This window comes from Pseudomonas sp. PS01301, assembly GCF_029960215.1.
Classification (GTDB): domain Bacteria; phylum Pseudomonadota; class Gammaproteobacteria; order Pseudomonadales; family Pseudomonadaceae; genus Aquipseudomonas; species Aquipseudomonas coleopterorum.
In genome coordinates this window covers 73353-90796 of the sequence record NZ_JASCPM010000010.1, presented here as the reverse complement: position 1 = coordinate 90796, position 17444 = coordinate 73353, and the positions used below count along the sequence as shown (strand labels likewise).

At 62.9% G+C, this 17444-nt stretch carries 14 protein-coding genes; 4 read left to right on the top strand and 10 right to left on the bottom strand.

All coding sequences use genetic code 11. From position 1 onward, the window contains the following. Positions 1-45: 45 nt before the first annotated feature. The 4 genes from QMX89_RS07675 to QMX89_RS07660 form a co-directional block, all read right to left on the bottom strand. Entirely contained in the window at positions 46-1347 is a 1302-nt protein-coding gene (locus QMX89_RS07675) for an MFS transporter (protein WP_282347678.1), read from the bottom strand. 12 nt (positions 1348-1359) lie between these two features. Next, a complete protein-coding gene (locus QMX89_RS07670) occupies positions 1360-2280 on the bottom strand; it encodes an aldo/keto reductase (RefSeq protein ID WP_282347677.1) in 921 nt (306 codons plus the stop codon). Between the two features lie 330 nt (positions 2281-2610). Further along, positions 2611-3546, bottom strand: coding sequence for a hypothetical protein (locus QMX89_RS07665; RefSeq protein WP_156463112.1), 936 nt, complete (start codon positions 3544-3546; stop codon positions 2611-2613). A gap of 235 nt (positions 3547-3781) precedes the next feature. Continuing rightward, positions 3782-4111 (bottom strand): hypothetical protein, encoded by a 330-nt coding sequence (locus QMX89_RS07660; RefSeq protein ID WP_282347676.1) that lies wholly within the window; start codon positions 4109-4111, stop codon positions 3782-3784. 112 nt (positions 4112-4223) lie between these two features. On the opposite strand from QMX89_RS07660, the gene QMX89_RS07655 reads away from it, so the two are divergent. Continuing rightward, positions 4224-4652: a DUF4174 domain-containing protein gene (locus QMX89_RS07655; RefSeq protein ID WP_282347675.1), complete on the top strand. Its 429-nt coding sequence runs from the start codon at positions 4224-4226 to the stop codon at positions 4650-4652. An 8-nt stretch (positions 4653-4660) separates the two neighbouring features. Here QMX89_RS07655 and hemB read toward each other — a convergent pair whose 3' ends face one another. Next, the gene (gene hemB, locus QMX89_RS07650) at positions 4661-5635 is read right to left on the bottom strand and encodes a porphobilinogen synthase (protein WP_282347674.1); all 975 of its coding nucleotides are present in this window, start codon (positions 5633-5635) and stop codon (positions 4661-4663) included. A gap of 250 nt (positions 5636-5885) precedes the next feature. On the opposite strand from hemB, the gene tkt reads away from it, so the two are divergent. Together tkt and QMX89_RS07640 are read left to right on the top strand one after the other, a co-directional pair. Next, a complete protein-coding gene (gene tkt, locus QMX89_RS07645; RefSeq protein WP_282347673.1) occupies positions 5886-7955 on the top strand; it encodes a transketolase in 2070 nt (689 codons plus the stop codon). A 485-nt stretch (positions 7956-8440) separates the two neighbouring features. Beyond that, on the top strand, positions 8441-9232 hold the full coding sequence (locus QMX89_RS07640; protein ID WP_282347706.1) for a TSUP family transporter: 792 nt from the start codon (positions 8441-8443) through the stop codon (positions 9230-9232). Here QMX89_RS07640 and nudC read toward each other — a convergent pair. Genes nudC through gnd form a run of 5 tightly spaced genes read right to left on the bottom strand, consistent with a single transcriptional unit; the run spans position 9200 to position 15241 of the window. Next, on the bottom strand, positions 9200-10030 hold the full coding sequence (gene nudC, locus QMX89_RS07635; RefSeq protein WP_282347672.1) for an NAD(+) diphosphatase: 831 nt from the start codon (positions 10028-10030) through the stop codon (positions 9200-9202). The genes QMX89_RS07640 and nudC overlap by 33 nt on opposite strands. Positions 10031-10063: 33 nt before the next feature. Beyond that, complete coding sequence (locus tag QMX89_RS07630) at positions 10064-11878, bottom strand: glycoside hydrolase family 15 protein (RefSeq protein ID WP_282347671.1); 1815 nt, start codon at positions 11876-11878, stop codon at positions 10064-10066. Positions 11879-11934: 56 nt separating this feature from the next. Continuing rightward, positions 11935-12762: a Cof-type HAD-IIB family hydrolase gene (locus QMX89_RS07625; RefSeq protein WP_282347670.1), complete on the bottom strand. Its 828-nt coding sequence runs from the start codon at positions 12760-12762 to the stop codon at positions 11935-11937. After that, complete coding sequence (gene zwf / locus QMX89_RS07620) at positions 12759-14267, bottom strand: glucose-6-phosphate dehydrogenase (RefSeq protein WP_049860159.1); 1509 nt, start codon at positions 14265-14267, stop codon at positions 12759-12761. Before zwf ends, QMX89_RS07625 begins: the two co-directional genes overlap by 4 nt. Beyond that, positions 14264-15241 carry a phosphogluconate dehydrogenase (NAD(+)-dependent, decarboxylating) gene (gene gnd / locus QMX89_RS07615; protein ID WP_049860158.1) on the bottom strand — a complete coding sequence of 326 codons (978 nt, stop codon included), beginning with the start codon at positions 15239-15241 and terminating at the stop codon, positions 14264-14266. Before gnd ends, zwf begins: the two co-directional genes overlap by 4 nt. A gap of 638 nt (positions 15242-15879) precedes the next feature. On the opposite strand from gnd, the gene glgA reads away from it, so the two are divergent. Further along, positions 15880-17442 (top strand): glycogen synthase GlgA, encoded by a 1563-nt coding sequence (gene glgA, locus QMX89_RS07610; protein WP_282347669.1) that lies wholly within the window; start codon positions 15880-15882, stop codon positions 17440-17442. Positions 17443-17444: the final 2 nt, after the last annotated feature.

Sequence of the window (17444 nt, the reverse complement as noted above, 5' to 3'; positions counted from 1 at the left end):
CCGAACTCAGCTTTACTGTAGCCAACCGGACGCGATCGAGGCGGTTTATTTGTGTGGCCCGACAGGCTGGGCGCTGGCGGCGTCGGCTTTACCGCCCAAGTACCAGCCCACCACGCCCCACAGCGCGGCGCAGGCCGCGCCCACCAGCGCGATCAGCACCACGCCCTGACCGAGCAGGTCGAGCAGGCTCTTGACCCAGCCGCTGAAGGCGTCACCACCGCGGTAAACCACGGTGTCGATGAAGTTCTTCGCCTTGTACTTGGTTTCTGCGTCCAGCGGCGCAAACAGCATCTCGCGCCCAGGTCGCACGAACGCGTATTCACCGATGCGCCGGGCGATCATCAGCCCCGCCAGCATGGCGAAGCTCGGCGCCAGCGCCAGGCCGATGAACCCCAGGCACACCAGCGCCGGCACCAAGGCCAGCAAGGTCCTAACCCCCAGTCGCTGCGCCAGCCGGCCGGTGATGAACAGCTGCGCGGTGAGTGCGCCGGCCTGAACGACGAAATCGATGATGCCGAATACCCGGACCTGCTCCTCGCGGCTGGGGAACAACTCGGCTACCAGGCGTGCCTGCTCGAAATACAGAAAGGTGCTGACCGTGGCCAACAGCACCACGAAGGCGCAGACGCCCAGCAGATAGCGCGATTGCAGCACACGGGTCAGCCCGCTGAACGGATTGCCAGCCACCGGGCGGCGCGGGTTTTCGGCCTGAGCGGCGCCGGGCCGCCCTGCCCCGTGCACGGCGCGCCAGCTCATCAACAGGTGCTTGAGGGCGACGGCGATGGCAAGCAACACAGCGCCCAGAACCGATAGCCCGCTGGGGCCCATGACACCCACCAGCAAGGCACTCAGGGCCGGGCCGACGAGACCGCCGACGCTCGCGCCCGCGGCGATGAACGCGAAAAGGCGCTTGGCCTGTGCGCCATCGAAGACGTCGGCCATCAGGCTCCAGGCCACCGAGATGACGAACAGGTTATAGACCGAGATCCACACATAGAACACCCGCGCCAGCCAGATGCCCTGTTCGGCAGCGCCGAACGCAACGGCGAAGAGCAACAGATTGCCGCAGAAAAAGCCGTAGACCCAATCGATATAGTGAAGCCTGGCCACCCTGGAGTTGAGCCAGCCAAACAGCGGCACGGCGACCAACATGGCGATGAAGGTGGCCGTGAACAGCCATTGCAGGTTTTCCACACCGCCCTGAATGCCCATCGACTCGCGGATCGGTCGCAGCATGAAATAGCCGCAGAACAGGCAGAAGAACAACGCGAACCCGGCCAACGCGGCCTGCCCCTCGCCAGGACGGGCATTGATCACCTGCGTGAAGCGCGCAGCGACGGGGCTCATGGAAGACGCACCTCAGGCAAACTCGGCGGCAATGCGCTTGAGTTGCTCGGCATTGGGCAAACGACCCTGGCCGGCGAGCAGGTTGTCGAGCACATAACGCGGCTGCGACGTGGCGGGAATGACGGCGGTCACCGCAGGGTTGGCCAGGACGAACTTGAGCATCAACTGCGCCCAGGAACTGGCATCCAGCTCGGCGCTGGCCCATTCAGGTACCGCACGACCCTTGACCTTGGCGAACAGGCGGCCGGCTTCGAACGTCCGATTGATCAGGGTGGCGATACCCTTGTCGGCGCAATACGGCAGCAGCTTGCGCTCGGCATTGCGCGCGCCGATCGAGTAGTTGATCTGCACGAAGTCGACGGGCTCCTGTTTGAGCACGGCCAACAGCTCATCGTGGGCCGACTCCACGTAGTGCGTCACGCCAATGTAGCGGATGCGGCCCTGGGCCTTGAGTTCGCGCAGCAGCGCCAACTGCGTGCGGGTGTCCTGCAGGTTGTGGACCTGAATCAGATCAATCCTGTCGGTACGCAGCGCCTTGAAGCTGGCCTCGATCTGACGCATGCCGGCCTCACGACCAGTGGACGAGAGCTTGGTCGCCAGAAACACCTTGTCGCGTGCGGCGGCTTGAGCCACCAGCTCGCCGCTGACCCGTTCCGCCCGGCCGTAGCTGGGCGCCGTATCGATGACCTTGGCGCCACCCGCTACGAACGCCGCCAGCACCTCGCGCAGAGGGGCCATGTCCGCCGACTCCGGGTCCACGTTGAATGTCTGGGACGTACCCAGTCCGATCACGGGAAGCAACTCACCGGTCGCCGGTATCTTGCGTTGCAGCAGCGGCTGCGCCGCGAACGCCAGGCGCGACATCAGCGGGCCACAACTGGCCAGGGCGCCGAGCGCGGCGGTGTATTGAACGAACTGACGGCGGGTCGGCATGGCGCTGCTCCTTGAGATCTTTCACGCGGAATGTGGGGAGACTTCCTACAGAAGGGTGGAACTGAGTATGGCGAAGTACCGGTCACAAGGGGCGCCGATGTCTGCTGATGAAACATGAAGATAAAAAATAGCCACTCACCGCATTTCGCCTGGCACAAACACAAAGCCCCCGGGCAATGAAATTGCGCCAGGGGCGTTGTGCGGAATATCGACCCGGTCAAGCGGCCGATACGGCGGGACTCAATGCATGAACAGCGCGATCAGGATGATGATCGGGATAGGCACACCGAGAAAGAACAAGAGAATCGAGCGCATGGTAGTACTCCTTGATCAGCGAATCGAAGTGGGTGTGTGGGTGCGAGTACGGTCGCGTTCATGCCAGACCACGGCATCGCGGCTGCGGCCACCGAAGGTTGCTGCGAAGCTGGCGAAGAATGCGCCGCAGAGCAAGGCAACGAAGGTCCACAGTGCAGTGGCGGCAGCAACTTTCTTGGCGGTGTCGGCGGCCTGGCGGGCAGCCAGTTCAGCGTCTTGCACCGATTTCAGCGCTTGACCGTAGACCTGATCGACACGCTGCTCGGCCTGGGCTTGAGTCAGGTTGGTGCGCTGGCTGACCAGCTGCGCCAGGTAGGCACGGTCTTCGACGGCGAGCTGTCCATCGTTGCTCACGGTACGGGCAAAGATGCGGGTCACCACGGCGTGTGCCGCGTCATCGCTGACCGCGACAGGACGGTTGTCGCGAAACAGCATGTCGACGAAGTAACCATAGGGGTCACTCGCGCTATCGCTGTTGGAGCTCGCGGCTGCGACGGATGCGCCACCGGCGACGCTGGCAGTGGCCTGCACACCGCTGCCGATCGCACTGCCCACCGAACCCAACACCAGCATGGCGGTGACCAACGAAGCAACGGCCCAGGCCAGGAAGCCATGGGCTGTGTCGCGGAAGTACACTTCATCGCCATGCATATTGGCCCACTTGACCCGCAGCCGGCCGGCCAGATAGCCGCCCATGCCCGATGCGACGATCTGCGTGAAAGTCAGCCACAGGACGGTCGAGACACCGAGGGTCGTGGCGCTCACGCCTTTGTCAGCCCACGGCGATACGGCCGAGAAACCCAGGCCGAAGCCTAGTACGACGAGAATCATGGAAAGTGCGGAGGCAGCAGCGGCGCCGGCGAAGATCGCGGCCCAGGAGACTCCCGAGTGATTGGAGCTGTCCGCGGAGGCGGATAGCGCGGCAGGAGGAAGGTGTTCGGCAGGGCTCATCATTGTTGTCGTGCTCCTAGCAGGTTGAACCTGTGTGATCGCTCACGTACGGTTTGCCAGGGATAGCAGTGCACACACCATGCCAGCCGATTATTAATAGATACCTCTATAAATCAACTGGTTATGAGACAAAGCTAGAAGCAGGTTCAGGCATAATGCCCGAACCGAAGCTGATCGACCGGGCTTTTTGCATTATTTTGAAACGTATAAGAGATTGACTATTACACTGCGAAGCTCACGGCGCAGTGGTGTTCTTCTGCTCCGCCGGGTAGAACTCCCCTTCCATGTTCTGTTTTTCCAGGGACGCACGGAGCAAGGTTTCGGCTGCACCCACCTCCGCATCATCGTCAACGTTGGCGACCACCAGCCATAGACGCTGCAGATTCTGTTCGTGAGTCCCTTCACTGAGCATGTCGTGGCTGACGGTAGGTTGCCCGCGCCAGAAGCATTTGCTATCGACCTCGCTTTCCACGTCATAGGTGCACTTCGGCCCGGCCAGCCAGATTTCGCTGACGGTGCGCAGATTCGCTCGCTCGATGTCTTGTTGCTGAATTCGGAGTGTCATTGTGAAAACCCATTGCGAAGGAGCGGTAGGGCTTTGAACCCCGGGCGCATCGCCAAGTTCTACCGGGAGTGACACTATTGTGCACAGGCTTGAACCCATCGGGAGATCGAACATGAAAGCGACGATTGCAGCGCTTGCACTGGGCCTTGGACTGGCTTCGGCCGAAGCCAGCGACGCCAATCCGCTGGTAGCCGAACGTTGGCAGAGCCGCCCTTTGATCGTGATCGTCCCCAACGCCCAGGACGCGACACTGGTGGAGCTGCGGGAAGCCTTGGGCAAGTTAGACGCCCGTGAAGGGTTCGTCGAACGGGAGATGGTGCTCTACGAGATCGTCGCGGGTGCCGCCAGCCGCAATGGCCAGCCGCTGAGCGGTTCAGCCAGTGCAGCACTGTTGCAGGCTGTCGGGCATCGGGGCGATGCCGGGGCGCGGGTGATACTGGTGGGCAAGGACGGTGGGATCAAGGTCGACCGGCCAGGGCCGGTCGATCCCGAGTCGCTGTTCACTACCATCGATCGCATGCCGATGCGCCAGGGGCAGTGAACCGAGCCTTAGATGCCTTCGCGGGCAATGTCCATGGCAAAGTAGGTGAAGATCAGATCCGCGCCCGCGCGCTTGATGGCGCCCAGGCTCTCGCGCACGATACGCTGCTCGTCCACTGCCCCGGCCTGGCCGGCGAACTTGATCATGGCGTATTCGCCGCTGACCTGATACGCCGCGAGAGGCAGGCGCGACGCTTCGCGGATGTCGCGAATGATGTCCAGGTAGGCCCCGGCCGGCTTGACCATCAGCGCATCGGCGCCTTCCTGCTCGTCGAGCAACGACTCACGCACCGCTTCGCGGCGGTTCATCGGGTTCATCTGGTAAGTCTTGCGGTCACCCTTTAGCGCCGTACCACCGGCTTCGCGGAAGGGCCCGTAGAACGACGACGCGAACTTGGTCGAGTAGGCCATGATCGACGTATCGAAGAAGCCGGCTTCGTCCAGCGCACCGCGAATTGCCTGCACCTGACCGTCCATGGCCGCCGATGGCGAGATGAAGTCGGCACCTGCCCGTGCGGCGACCACGGCCTGCTTGCCGAGATTGATCAAGGTGGCATCGTTGTCGACCTGATCACCGTGCAGGACACCGCAGTGCCCGTGGGAGGTGTACTCGCAGAAACAGGTGTCGGCCATCACCACCATTTCCGGGACGGTGTCCTTGCAGATGCGCGCGATACGCGACACCAGGCCGTTTTCGTTCCAGGTGTCACTGCCGTCGGCGTCCAGATGGTGGGACACGCCAAAGGTCATCACCGACTTGATACCGGCACGCGCGTAGCGCTCGATCTCGCCGGCAAGCTTCGATTCGGGGATGCGCATGACTCCCGGCATGCTGCTGATAGGGACGAAGTCATCGATTTCTTCTTCGACGAAAATCGGCAGCACCAGGTCGCCTAGGTTGAATTCGGCTTCCTGGAACAGATCGCGGAAAGAAGCGTTGCGGCGCAGGCGGCGGGGCCTGGCGGAAGGAAACTGGCTGGGCATCATGGATTCCACTGGTAAGGGCATACGGCATCGAACGGTCAAGCTTAGGCCGGGACGCAGGCGTGGGGCAAACCGGATTTCGATAAAGCTGCGTTGCATGCCCGGTAACAATTTGCCCGGAACGGCTGGCTCGAGGGCGCCGACACGGCACCGGGCGCTTGCAACGCAACTTACCCGGCCGCCGGAGGGTCAACCCTGACGACATCTTCACCGCGATTTCCTCGCGAACTCAATGTGGGATCGAATCGACATGCCTAATCAAGCTCCAACTTCAGCCTCCTCCGCCGCCAACGATCAACTGTGCATCAACACCCTGCGCACCCTGGCGATGGACGCGGTACAGAAAGCCAATTCCGGTCACCCCGGCACCCCGATGGCCTTGGCCCCAGTCGGCTACACCCTGTGGAGCCGCTTCCTGCGCTACCACCCCGAGCATCCCGACTGGCCCAACCGCGACCGCTTCGTGCTCTCCGCCGGCCATGCCTCCATGCTGCTCTATGGCCTCCTGCATCTGGCCGGTGTCGAGGAAATCGACGCAGACGGCACCAAGACCGGCCAACCGGCCATCAGCCTCGAGGACATCAAGCAATTTCGCCAGATGGACTCGAAAACCCCAGGTCACCCGGAATACCGTTACACCACCGGCGTGGAGACCACAACGGGTCCGCTCGGGCAAGGGTGCGCCAACAGCGTGGGCATGGCCATGGCTCAGCGCTGGCTCGGCTCGCGCTTCAACCGGGACGATCTGAAGCTGTTCGACTACAACGTCTACGTGATCTGCGGCGACGGCGACATGATGGAAGGCGTCAGCAGTGAAGCCGCGTCGATGGCCGGCCACCTGAAGCTATCGAACCTGTGCTGGATCTACGACAACAACACGATCAGCATCGAAGGCCACACCGAGCTGGCCTTCAGCGAAGACGTGATGACCCGTTTCAAGGGCTACGGGTGGAACACGCTGCACGTCAGCGATGCCAACGATACAGAGGCGCTGGCCAAGGCATTCGAGCAGTTCAGCCAGACGCACGATGCGCCGACCCTGATCATGGTCGACAGCGTCATTGGCTACGGCGCGCCGAACAAACAGAACACGGCGGCCGCCCACGGTGAAGCCTTGGGCGACGATGAGATCAAGCTCGCCAAGAAAGCCTACGGTTGGGATGAGAACAGCAGTTTCTCGGTGCCGGAGCAGGCCGCTCACCATCTGCGCGACACGCTGCTGAACAATCATGGCGAACGCTATGAGCAATGGGAGCAGCAGCTGCAGACCCTGAGCGAGCGGGAACCGGAGCTGGCCGAGCAATTGCGACGCATGCGGGCCGGCGAAATGCCAGAAGGCTGGGAAGCGGAACTGGAAGCCTTCGACACCGACGCCAAAGGCCTGGCGACGCGTGCTGCCGGGGGTAAGGTGCTGAACGCGTTTGCTAAGAAGATCCCCTGGTTGCTGGGGGGATCGGCCGACCTGTCGCCCTCGACCAAGACCAACCTGACCTTTGACGGAGCTGGCAGTTTCTCGGCCACGGAGCCCGGTGGTCGCAATCTGCACTTCGGCATCCGTGAGCACGCCATGGGCGCCATCGCTAACGGCTTGGCGCTGTGCTACATCCGACCCTACACCTCGACCTTCCTGGTATTCAGCGATTACATGAAACCGCCGATTCGCCTGGCGGCGATCATGGAGTTGCCGGTGGTGTTCGTGTTTACCCACGACTCGATCGGCGTGGGCGAGGATGGTCCGACCCACCAGCCTATCGAGCATTTGACCCAACTGCGGGCCACGCCGGGGCTGCTGACGTTGCGTCCGGGTGATGCCAACGAGACGACCCAGGCGTGGAAGATTGCCTTGGCACAGACCGATCGGCCTTCGTGCATCGTGCTGTCGCGCCAGCCCATGGCGACGTTGGATCGTGAGCGCTTCGCCAGTGCCGAAGGCGTGGCTCGTGGCGGCTATGTCCTGGCAGATAGCGACAACCCGCAGGTGATCCTGATTGCCACTGGCAGCGAGGTGGGCTTGGCGGTTGAAGCTTATGAACAGTTGCAGGCACAGGGCATTGCAGCGCGGGTCGTGAGCCTGCCGTGCTGGGAGTTGTTCGAGGAGCAGGACGCGGGTTATCGCGAGCAGGTGCTGCCAGCGGCAGTCACCGCCCGCGTGGCCATCGAACAGGCTGGGCCGCTGGGCTGGGATCGGTATGTCGGCGCGACGGGCGCGAAAGTGGTCATGAACAGCTTCGGCGCCTCCGCACCGATCGACAAGTTGCAGGCCAAGTTCGGGTTTACCGTGGACAACGTAGTGAAGTTAGCCAAGGAGCAGATCGGCTGATTGCGCGAATGTTGTAGGGGTACGCGGTGCGGCTGGACGCGGCTTGCGCCGCTGCTACAGGGTGCGCGGTGTGTCTGGATGAACGCGGTGTGGCCGGACGCGGCTTGCGCCGCTGCTACAGGGTTCGCGGTGTGGCCGGATGAACGCGGTGTGGCCGGACGCGGCTTGCGCCGCTGCTACAGGGTGCGCGGTGTGTCTGGATGAACGCAGTGCTGCCGGACGCGGCTTGCGCCGCTGCTACAGGGTGCGCGGTGTGTCTGGATGAACGCGGTGTGGCCGGACGCGGCTTGCGCCGCTGCTACAGGGGTGCGCGGTGCTTGTAGCAGCGGCGCGAGCCGCGTCGGCGGTGTACGGGGTGTGTCTGGATGAACACGGTGCCGTCAGACGCGTTACATACGAATACGGTTTGCGGTGGCGCATGCGATGGCTAAAATGGCGGCTTTCGCATGCGCCTTTCGCATGCACCCTGCCGTGAAGCCGATGACATGCCCTTCGACCTTCTTTCCAGCCTCAGCGTTACGCCGAGCGTTCTGCTCATTCTCGTGTTGGTGGCGTTCATTGCCGGTTTCATCGACGCCATCGCCGGCGGCGGTGGCCTGCTCACCACCCCTGCCCTGCTCACCGCCGGCCTGCCGCCTCATCTGGTGCTGGGCACCAACAAACTGAGCTCGACCTTCGGCTCGGCTACGGCCGGCTATACGTTCTATCGCCGCAAGCTGTTTCATCCCGGTCAGTGGAAGAACGCCCTGCTGGGCACCTTGCTGGGTGCCTTCCTGGGCGCGGGAGCCGCGCATTACATGCCCGCCGAATGGCTGAACAAGATGCTGCCGGTGATCGTCTTCGCCTGCGGCCTGTACCTGCTGTTCGGTGGCACACCCAAGGCCCCACTGGACAGCGACGCGCCGATCAAGCGCAAATGGCAAATGCCCCAAGGCCTGACCCTGGGCTTCTATGATGGTGTGGCAGGCCCGGGCACTGGAGCTTTCTGGACCGTCAGCACGCTGCTGCTCTACCCGCTCGATCTGGTTCGCGCCAGCGGCGTGGCGCGCAGCATGAACTTCGTCAGCAACATCGCGGCACTCACGGTGTTCATCGCCAGTGGCCAGGTCGACTGGCTGATCGGTTTGAGCATGGGCCTGGCGGTGATGGTCGGCGCCTTCTTCGGCGCGCGCACCGCGATTGGCGGCGGGGCCAAATTCATTCGCCCGGTGTTCATCACCATCGTTCTGGCGCTGACCGTACGTCTAGCTTGGCAGCACTGGTTCGGGCAGGCCTGAGCGGCGCGCCACATAGAGGTCGATGAGGTGCCGGGCAATCGATCGCCCGGCCGGCAGGGCCGGCAACGCGTCGATGTGAAACCACTGCGCGTCCTCGATCTCGTCCAACTGCGGAACGATCTCGCCGGCAGCATATTCGGCGTGAAAGCCCAGCATCATCGAATGGGGAAACGGCCAGCACTGGCTGCCGATGTACTGAATATTGCGAACCGTGACTTGCACTTCCTCCATCACCTCGCGGCGCAGGCAGTCCTCGGCCGATTCGCCCGGCTCGGCAAAGCCTGCCAAGGTGCTGTAGACACCTGGAACGAATCGCGGCGATCGCGCCAGCAGCACCTCGTCGCCACGGGTGACCAGCACGATCATGCTCGGCGAGATTCGCGGGTAACTGCGCAGCTCGCAGCGTGCACAATGCATCGCTCGCTCACCCTGGACCTGCTGCATGGGCCCGCCGCAACTGCCACAGAACCGATGCTCACGTGCCCAGGTGCCAATCTGCGCGGCGTAGCCGAGCATGCGATAAACCTGAAAATCCCCTTCGAGCATGAACTGACGCAAGCCTTGCCAATGGCAGTCATCCGGCGTGTCCGGGCTGCGCAGTTCGAGCAGGTAGACCGGCTGGCCATCAAAATGGCCGATCCCGTGTTCGGCCAGGATGTCCAGGGGTTGCTGCTTCAGCCATTGGCGCTCGAACAGCACGCCTTGGGCAGCGCAGAGAAACCCCTGACTGCTGCGGGCGACCGCCAGGCCGCCGGGTAGCGCGGTATCGAGTACCGCCGTGGTCCAGCGCTCACTCATCGAATCCAATCCTCGTTTGCCACCGTCGCCCGATCATTCCACACACACGCCGGCTGTCGCGGCTGCGCGAGCCTGGGCCGGGTTCTGCGCGCGGTACAGGTTGAGCGCGGTGTTGATGATGCCCAGCTGGCTGAACGCCTGGGGAAAATTGCCCAACATGCGCCCCGCCTTGGGGTCGTACTGCTCGGCCAACAGGCCGACGTCGTTGCACAGACCGGCCAGACGCTCGAACAGACGCTGGGCGTCAGCCATACGGCCTTGCAGCACATAGACATCGGCGAGCCAGAAAGAGCACACCAGAAAAGTCCCCTCGCCCGGGTCCAGGCCATCGACGCCATGGGTCGTGTCGTAACGCAGCAGCAGACCGTCGCGCATCAACGTGCTCTCGATGCGGGCCACGGTCGCCACCACACGTGGGTCGTCTGGCGGCAGGAACCCGGTCAAGGCGATCTGCAGCAGGCTGGCGTCGGTATGGGTCGAGCCATAGGCCTGGACGAAATGGCCGTGTTCGGGATCGATGCCCCGACTGCACACCTGAGCATGGATCCGGTCGGCGACGGCGCGATAGTGCTGGGCTTGCGCGCGGCCCTCTTCGGTCGGCTCGGCAAGGGTCGCTGCGCGGTCGAACGCCACCCAGGCCATGACCTTGGAATGGGTGAAATGCTGGGGTTCGCCGCGGATCTCCCAGATGCCTTCGTCGGGCTGCTCCCAGATGCTTTCCAGGTACGGCAGGATGACCCGAAAGATCGCGGCACCGCGGGGATGACGGGGCAGACCGGCGCGAATGGCCTGGCTCATGGCGTCGGCGACTTCGCCGTACACATCCAGCTGGCGCTGGGTCGCCGCGCCGTTGCCGATGCGAACCGGCGCCGAACCCTCGTAGCCGGTCAGCCACGGCAAGGTCTGCTCGGGCAATCGGCGCTCACCGGCCAGGCCGTACATGATCTGCATCTGCTCGGGGTTACCGGCGACCGAGCGCATCAGCCACTTGCGCCACGCGGCCGCCTCTTCGTAGTAGCCCAGGTTCATGAACGCCAGCAGGGTCATGGTCGCATCGCGCAGCCAGCAGTAGCGGTAGTCCCAGTTGCGCTCACCGCCCAGTTGTTCGGGCAGCGAGGTGGTCACGGCAGCAACGATGCCGCCGGTGGGGGCATAGGTCATGGCCTTGAGGGTCAGCAGCGAGCGTTTCACCAAGGGCGTCCAGCCGCCGACGTCCGGGCAACGCTGGGCGAACTCGCGCCAATAGCGTTCCGTTTCAACCAGGGACAGTTCAGCCTCCACCGCCGGTTGCACGGGCAGATGCGAGGGTTGAAAACTCAAGCGATAGCATAACTGCTCGCCGGCTTCGACCTTGAACCGGCTACCAGTGCGGTGGTCCACGGCGTGCAGATCGGAGGCGCTGCGCAGCACCAGCATGTCGGGGCCGGCGACTGCCGTTAGCGTTCGGGGCTGAGCCTGCTCGACCCATGGCACACTGCTGCCATAGTCGAAGCGCATGACCAGTTCCATATCGAACTCGACCTGTCCGCTCAGGCCGACCACCGTGCGCACCACGCAGTCCTGCTCGCCGACCGGCATCCAGTCGACGAGCATCGCGCTGCCCTGCTCGGTATGAAACACCGTCTCCAGAATCATCGTGCTGTCGCGGTAGCGTCGCTCGGTGCCGGTCAACGGCTGACTGGGACAGATACGCCAGCGGCCGTTGTCGCTGCTGCCCAGCAAGGCGGAGAAACAGGCGGGGGAATCGAATCGGGGAAAGCACAACCAGTCCAGCGAACCGGAACGGTCGACCAAGGCAGCGGTACGGCAATTGCCCAACAGGGCGTAGTCTTCGATCAGCGCCGGCATGGAACCCTCATGACCACTGGCGCGGACCGGGAACGGTGCCGCGCCTGGAATCTATATCAACGTTGCGCGCGCGGCAGGATCAGATGGTGGATGGCCTGCGCCACGCCATCCTCGGCATTGCTGGCAGTGACCGCATCGGCCTGCTCGCGCACGACCTGCTCGCCCTGGCCCATGGCCACGGAAAACCCGGCACGCTTGAACATGGCCACGTCGTTGCCGCCGTCGCCCAGCACGGCCGTGTTGGCCAGTTCGATGCCCAGACGCTCGGCCAATGTGGCCAAGGCTTCACCCTTGTTGGCCAGCACCGCCGTAATGTCCAGGTAGTACCGCTGCGAGCGCGCCGCGATGGCCTTGCCGTGCAACGGCGCCTGCAACTGCTGTTCAAGGTCGACCAACAGCTGGAAGTTGCCGGAGGTGGCGACCATCTTGTGCACGCGGTCCAGATACGGCGTGAAGTCTTCGACGATCAGCGGCTCGTAGCCCAGCGCGTGCAGTTCCTTGGGGAAATACTCGGCCTTGCGATCCCGCGCCAGCCACTGGTCGTCGGCGAATACCCAAACGTCCAGAGCGTGTTCGGCGAACAGCGCCAGGCAAATGTCCACGGCATCGCGGTCGACCCAGTGGGACTGCAGTTCGCTGCCATCGGCATTGATCAGCACGCCGCCGTTGAATGCAGCGGTCGGCAAGTCGATGCCCAAGGCCTCGATCTGCTGGCGCATGGCCCGCGGCGGACGGCTGCTGGCCAGGGTGAACTTCACCCCGGCCGCGCGCAACTGCGCCACGGCCTCGATCACTGCGGGGCTGAGGCTGTGATCGGGCATCAGCAGGGTGCCGTCCATGTCGCTGAGGACCAGCTGGATGAGGTGATTCGACGAGGCACTCATCCCAGACGATGCCAGTGGTGGCCGTCGCGGGCCAGCAGCTCGTCGGCCGCCTCCGGGCCGTCCTCGCCCGCTGCGTAGGTGGCGATGCTGCCACCCTCGCGCCAGGCATCGAGGAACGGCTGCACTGCGCGCCAGCCGTTCTCGATGTTGTCGGCACGCTGGAACAGGGTCTGGTCGCCGATCAGGCAGTCGTAGATCAAGGTCTCATAGCCGGTGGACGGCTGCATCTGGAAGAAGTCCTTGTAGGCGAAGCCCAGCTTGACGTTCTCCAGTTCCATGGCCGGTCCCGGACGCTTGGCCTGCAGGTCGAACCACATGCCCTCGTCGGGCTGAATCTGGATCTTCAGGTAGTTGGACTTGAGCCGGTCCACTTCGGTGTCACGGAACTGCGCGTAGGGCGCTGGTTTGAAACAGATGGCGATCTCGGTATCGCGCACGCTCATGCGCTTGCCGGTGCGCAGGTAGAACGGCACACCCACCCAGCGCCAGTTGTCGACCATGACCTTGAGCGCCACGTAGGTTTCAGTGGTGCTCTGGGGATCGACCTTGGGTTCTTCGCGGTAACCGGGTTTGTCGCCCTGTCCCGCCGTGTACTGGCCGCGCACCGAGTTCTTCAGGGCATCGGCCTTGGACCAGGGCCGGATGGCACCGATGACCTTGGCCTTCTCGCCGCGAACCGCATCGGCGCCAAAGGCCGCTGGCGGCTCCATGGCGATCATGGCCAGCAGCTGGAACAGGTGGTTGGGCACCATGTCACGCAGGGCGCCGGTTTGGTCGTAGAAGTTGCCACGGGTCTCGACCCCGACCGTTTCGGCCGCAGTGATCTGCACGTGGTCGATGTAATGGTTGTTCCAGAACGCTTCGAAGATACCGTTGGAAAAGCGACTGACCAGAATGTTCTGGACAGTTTCCTTACCCAGGTAATGATCGATGCGGTAGATCTGCTTCTCGCTCATGACGCTCAACAGACACGCATTGAGCGCTTCGGCGGAAGCCAGGTCGTGACCGAAGGGTTTCTCTATCACGACGCGGCGAAAGGCGTCGGGCTGCTCCTTGAGCAACCCGCTGCTGCCCAGTCGCTGCGCCACTTCGCTGAAGAAGCGCGGCGAGGTGGCCAGGTAGAACATGGCATTGCCGGTGCCATTGACTTCGATGCGCTCGGCAATGGCCTGGTAGGTGGCCTCGTCGAGGAAGTCACCGGAAATATAGCTGATGCGCTTGCGCAACTTGGCCCAGAGCGCCGGATCGAGCACTTTGTCCGGCTCGTCGACGCCCTTGGCCCGCGCCTGTTCGATGATGAACGCTTCGAGCTTCGCGGCGAAATCCGCGTCGCTCACCTCGTTATGGTCGACCCCGACGATGTGCAGGCCGTTGTCCAGCAGTCCGTCCCGGCTCAGGTTGTACAAGGCCGGCATCAGCAAGCGTTTGACAAGGTCGCCATGGGCGCCGAACAGAAACAGGGTTGACGGTGGAGCGGCATCTACTTTCGAGGTCGCTCTACTCATTTGGGAACCTCGACATGGCCGCCGAAGCCGAAACGCATCGCCGAGAGGATCTTGTCACCGTAAGTGGCGTCCTGGCGCGAGCGGAAACGGGCGAACAAGGCGCTGGAGAGCACCGGTACCGGTACCGCCTGCTCGACCGCAGCGTCGATGGTCCAGCGACCTTCGCCACTGTCGGACACCACGCCGGAGTACTGGGTCAGCTGCTGGTCGCTGGCCAGAGCATCGGCAGTCAGGTCCAGCAGCCAGGACGAAACCACGCTGCCACGACGCCAGACTTCTGCAATGTCGGCCAGGTTCAGGTCGAAGCGCTGGTCTTCAGGCAGCTCGCTGCTGGATTTGGTCTTGAGGATGTCGAAGCCTTCGGCGAAGGCCTGCATCATGCCGTACTCGATGCCGTTGTGGATCATCTTGACGAAGTGACCCGAGCCAGCGGGGCCTGCATGGATGTAACCACGCTCGGCACGGTCATCCGGGCTGTTGCGGTCGCGAGTGCGGGGGATGTCGCCCATGCCGGGTGCCAGGCAGTCGAACAGCGGGTCGAGGCGTTCGAAGATTTCCGGCTCGCCACCGATCATCATGCAGTAACCACGGTCCAGGCCCCACACGCCGCCGGAGGTGCCGACGTCGACGTAGTGCAACTGGCGAGCCTTGAGGTCGCGTGCACGGCGGATGTCGTCCTTGTAGAAGGTGTTGCCGCCGTCGATGATCACATCGTCCGGCTCCAGCAGGTCAGCGAGCTGGGCGATGGTGGCCTCGGTAGGAGCACCTGCGGGCAGCATGACCCAGACCGCGCGCGGGGTGTCCATCTTGCTCACCAGATCGGCGAGATCGGCGGCACCGGTAGCGCCCTCACCGGCCAGGCCATGCACCGAATCCTGATTGCGATCGAAGACCACCGTTTGATGACCAGCGCGCATCAGCCTTCTGGCGATGTTTCCGCCCATGCGGCCCAGCCCAATGATTCCCAGTTGCATGCGAGAGCTCCACTCTATGTTGCTTGAAAAAGATATTTCTTGAACGGTAATGTCCTGGAAGCGGGTCCGGGTATTACCGAACGAGCCTCCAAGTTAGTCCCGGACGATACCGGTAAGTTTCCGAGTATACCTTTGGTCGGTTGCGTGGCTGGCCAAAAAACTTGAATTTTTGTCGATTTCATCAAGACGCGCTTCTGGAGCGGTACACAAATCGCAATGGTTTTGTTCCAGGACCCATGAGGGTTCGCCAACAGGCTCGAGCAAGGGCCGCGAAGACGCCAAAACGCCCACCGGACAAGGCCTGTAGTACGAGTGTGCCAATAATAATCGCCCGTCAGTCGCAAGCCTCCCCCAAAAAAATGGCGGATCTCCTACACTCAGGTCACAGGCGATCTATCGCTTGGAAATCCGATGCAAAAAACTCGAAACTTTTTGCAAATCAGACAGGTCAGGATAGGAAGCAGGTTATTTGATGTTTCTTGTCCGCCAAACCTGCTATCCCGTGAATCATTGCAGCCTGCGGCAGGAACGCCGTTGTCTGCAGCGCCTGTGCGTGTGTCAGCGGGAAGCGCTAATCGATCAGCGCTTTTTCAGAGTCAGGATCTGCCATACAAGTACGTAATGCACGGGAGAGAACAATGATCAGTGCCGCTGTCGAAAACCACGGAGAGCGTTTCAACAGGCAAGCGGCGGAACCCGCCCACTTGCAGGTTCCCACGCCTACCAGCAAAGCACTGCAGACGCCGTCCAGCGTCCACAAGCAAAAAGTTCTTTTCGTGACATCGGAGATCGCCGACCTGGTCAAGACCGGCGGCCTGGGTGACGTGTCGGCTGCGCTGCCACGTGCCATGAGCCAGGTTCACGACGTTCGGGTGCTGATTCCCGGCTACCCGCAAGTGCTCAACAGTGACAATCCGATTCATGTGGTTGGCGAATTGAGCGGCCACGCCGCCCTGCCGCCCTGCAAGATCGGTCGTATGGACATGCCCGACGGGCTCGTCATCTACGTACTGCTCTGCCCTGAGCTGTACGAGCGTGACGGCACTCCCTATGGCGCCAACAACGGTCGTGACTGGCCGGACAACCATATTCGCTTCGCCCGCCTGGGCCTGGCTGCTGCCGAGATCGCAGCCGGTCAGGGTATGGTCCACTGGAAGCCCGATCTGGTTCATGCCCATGACTGGCCCGCAGGTCTGGCGCCTGCCTACATGCATTGGCGCGGGCTGAACACACCGACGTTGTTCACCATCCACAACCTCGCCTACCAAGGCGTGTTCAGCCGTGCCTGCTGCCCTGAATTGGGCGTGCCCAGCCATGCGATGCAGCAGGACGGCATGGAATTCTTCGGCAAGTTGTCGTTCCTCAAGGCCGGCATGGCCTATTCGAACCACATCACCACGGTGAGCGCGACCTACGCCGAAGAGATCACCACCCCTGAATTCGGCTGTGGCCTTGAAGGCTTCCTCAGCAGCAAGGCGCAGCAGGGCAAGCTCAGCGGCATTCCCAATGGCATCGACGCCAGCTGGGAATCGGCGACCGACCCGCACCTGGTGTGTCCGTTCAGCTTGAACGACTGGGAAGGCAAAGCAGTGAATGCCGCCCACGTGCGCGAGCTGTTCGAGATCGACGATTCGGACGGCCCATTGTTTGCCGTGGTGTCCCGCCTGGTTTACCAGAAGGGCCTGGACCTGACTGAAGGCGTTACCCAGTTCATCGTCGAGAACGGCGGCCAGGTGGTCATCATCGGCCGCGGCGAGCCTGAAGAAGAGCAAGCCATGCGTGAACTGGCCCTGCGTTTCCCGGGTCGCGTCGGCGTGCGCATCGGCTTCAACGAAACCGATGCCCGCCGCATGTTCGCCGGCAGCGATTTCCTGCTCATGCCTTCGCGCTATGAACCCTGTGGTCTGAGCCAGATGTATGCCCAGCGCTTCGGTTCCTTGCCGGTGGCGCGCAACACGGGCGGTCTGGCCGACACCATCGAAGACGGCGTGACGGGCTTCCTGTTCGGCGAATCGACCATCGAAAGCTACCAGGCCGCATTGGCCCGCGCCTTCTATGTGTTCGACAAGCCTGAACTGCTGAATGCCATGCGCTGCCGCGCCATGACCCAGCCGTTCAACTGGAGCGAAGCGGTCGAACCCTACGCCGACCTGTACAAGACCCTGGTGCAAGGCAGCAAGCGTTCCGCGGCTCATCGGTAACG

Coding starts and splice junctions, on each gene's coding strand:
- nudC (WP_282347672.1), bottom strand. CDS start 10,030: ATGAGTGAGCGCTGGACCACGGCGGTACTCGATACCGCGCTACCCGGC.
- hemB (WP_282347674.1), bottom strand. CDS start 5,635: ATGCCCAGCCAGTTTCCTTCCGCCAGGCCCCGCCGCCTGCGCCGCAAC.
- QMX89_RS07660 (WP_282347676.1), bottom strand. CDS start 4,111: ATGACACTCCGAATTCAGCAACAAGACATCGAGCGAGCGAATCTGCGC.
- QMX89_RS07655 (WP_282347675.1), top strand. CDS start 4,224: ATGAAAGCGACGATTGCAGCGCTTGCACTGGGCCTTGGACTGGCTTCG.
- gnd (WP_049860158.1), bottom strand. CDS start 15,241: ATGCAACTGGGAATCATTGGGCTGGGCCGCATGGGCGGAAACATCGCC.
- QMX89_RS07640 (WP_282347706.1), top strand. CDS start 8,441: ATGCCCTTCGACCTTCTTTCCAGCCTCAGCGTTACGCCGAGCGTTCTG.
- glgA (WP_282347669.1), top strand. CDS start 15,880: ATGATCAGTGCCGCTGTCGAAAACCACGGAGAGCGTTTCAACAGGCAA.
- zwf (WP_049860159.1), bottom strand. CDS start 14,267: ATGAGTAGAGCGACCTCGAAAGTAGATGCCGCTCCACCGTCAACCCTG.
- QMX89_RS07625 (WP_282347670.1), bottom strand. CDS start 12,762: ATGAGTGCCTCGTCGAATCACCTCATCCAGCTGGTCCTCAGCGACATG.
- QMX89_RS07630 (WP_282347671.1), bottom strand. CDS start 11,878: ATGCCGGCGCTGATCGAAGACTACGCCCTGTTGGGCAATTGCCGTACC.
- QMX89_RS07675 (WP_282347678.1), bottom strand. CDS start 1,347: ATGAGCCCCGTCGCTGCGCGCTTCACGCAGGTGATCAATGCCCGTCCT.
- tkt (WP_282347673.1), top strand. CDS start 5,886: ATGCCTAATCAAGCTCCAACTTCAGCCTCCTCCGCCGCCAACGATCAA.
- QMX89_RS07670 (WP_282347677.1), bottom strand. CDS start 2,280: ATGCCGACCCGCCGTCAGTTCGTTCAATACACCGCCGCGCTCGGCGCC.
- QMX89_RS07665 (WP_156463112.1), bottom strand. CDS start 3,546: ATGAGCCCTGCCGAACACCTTCCTCCTGCCGCGCTATCCGCCTCCGCG.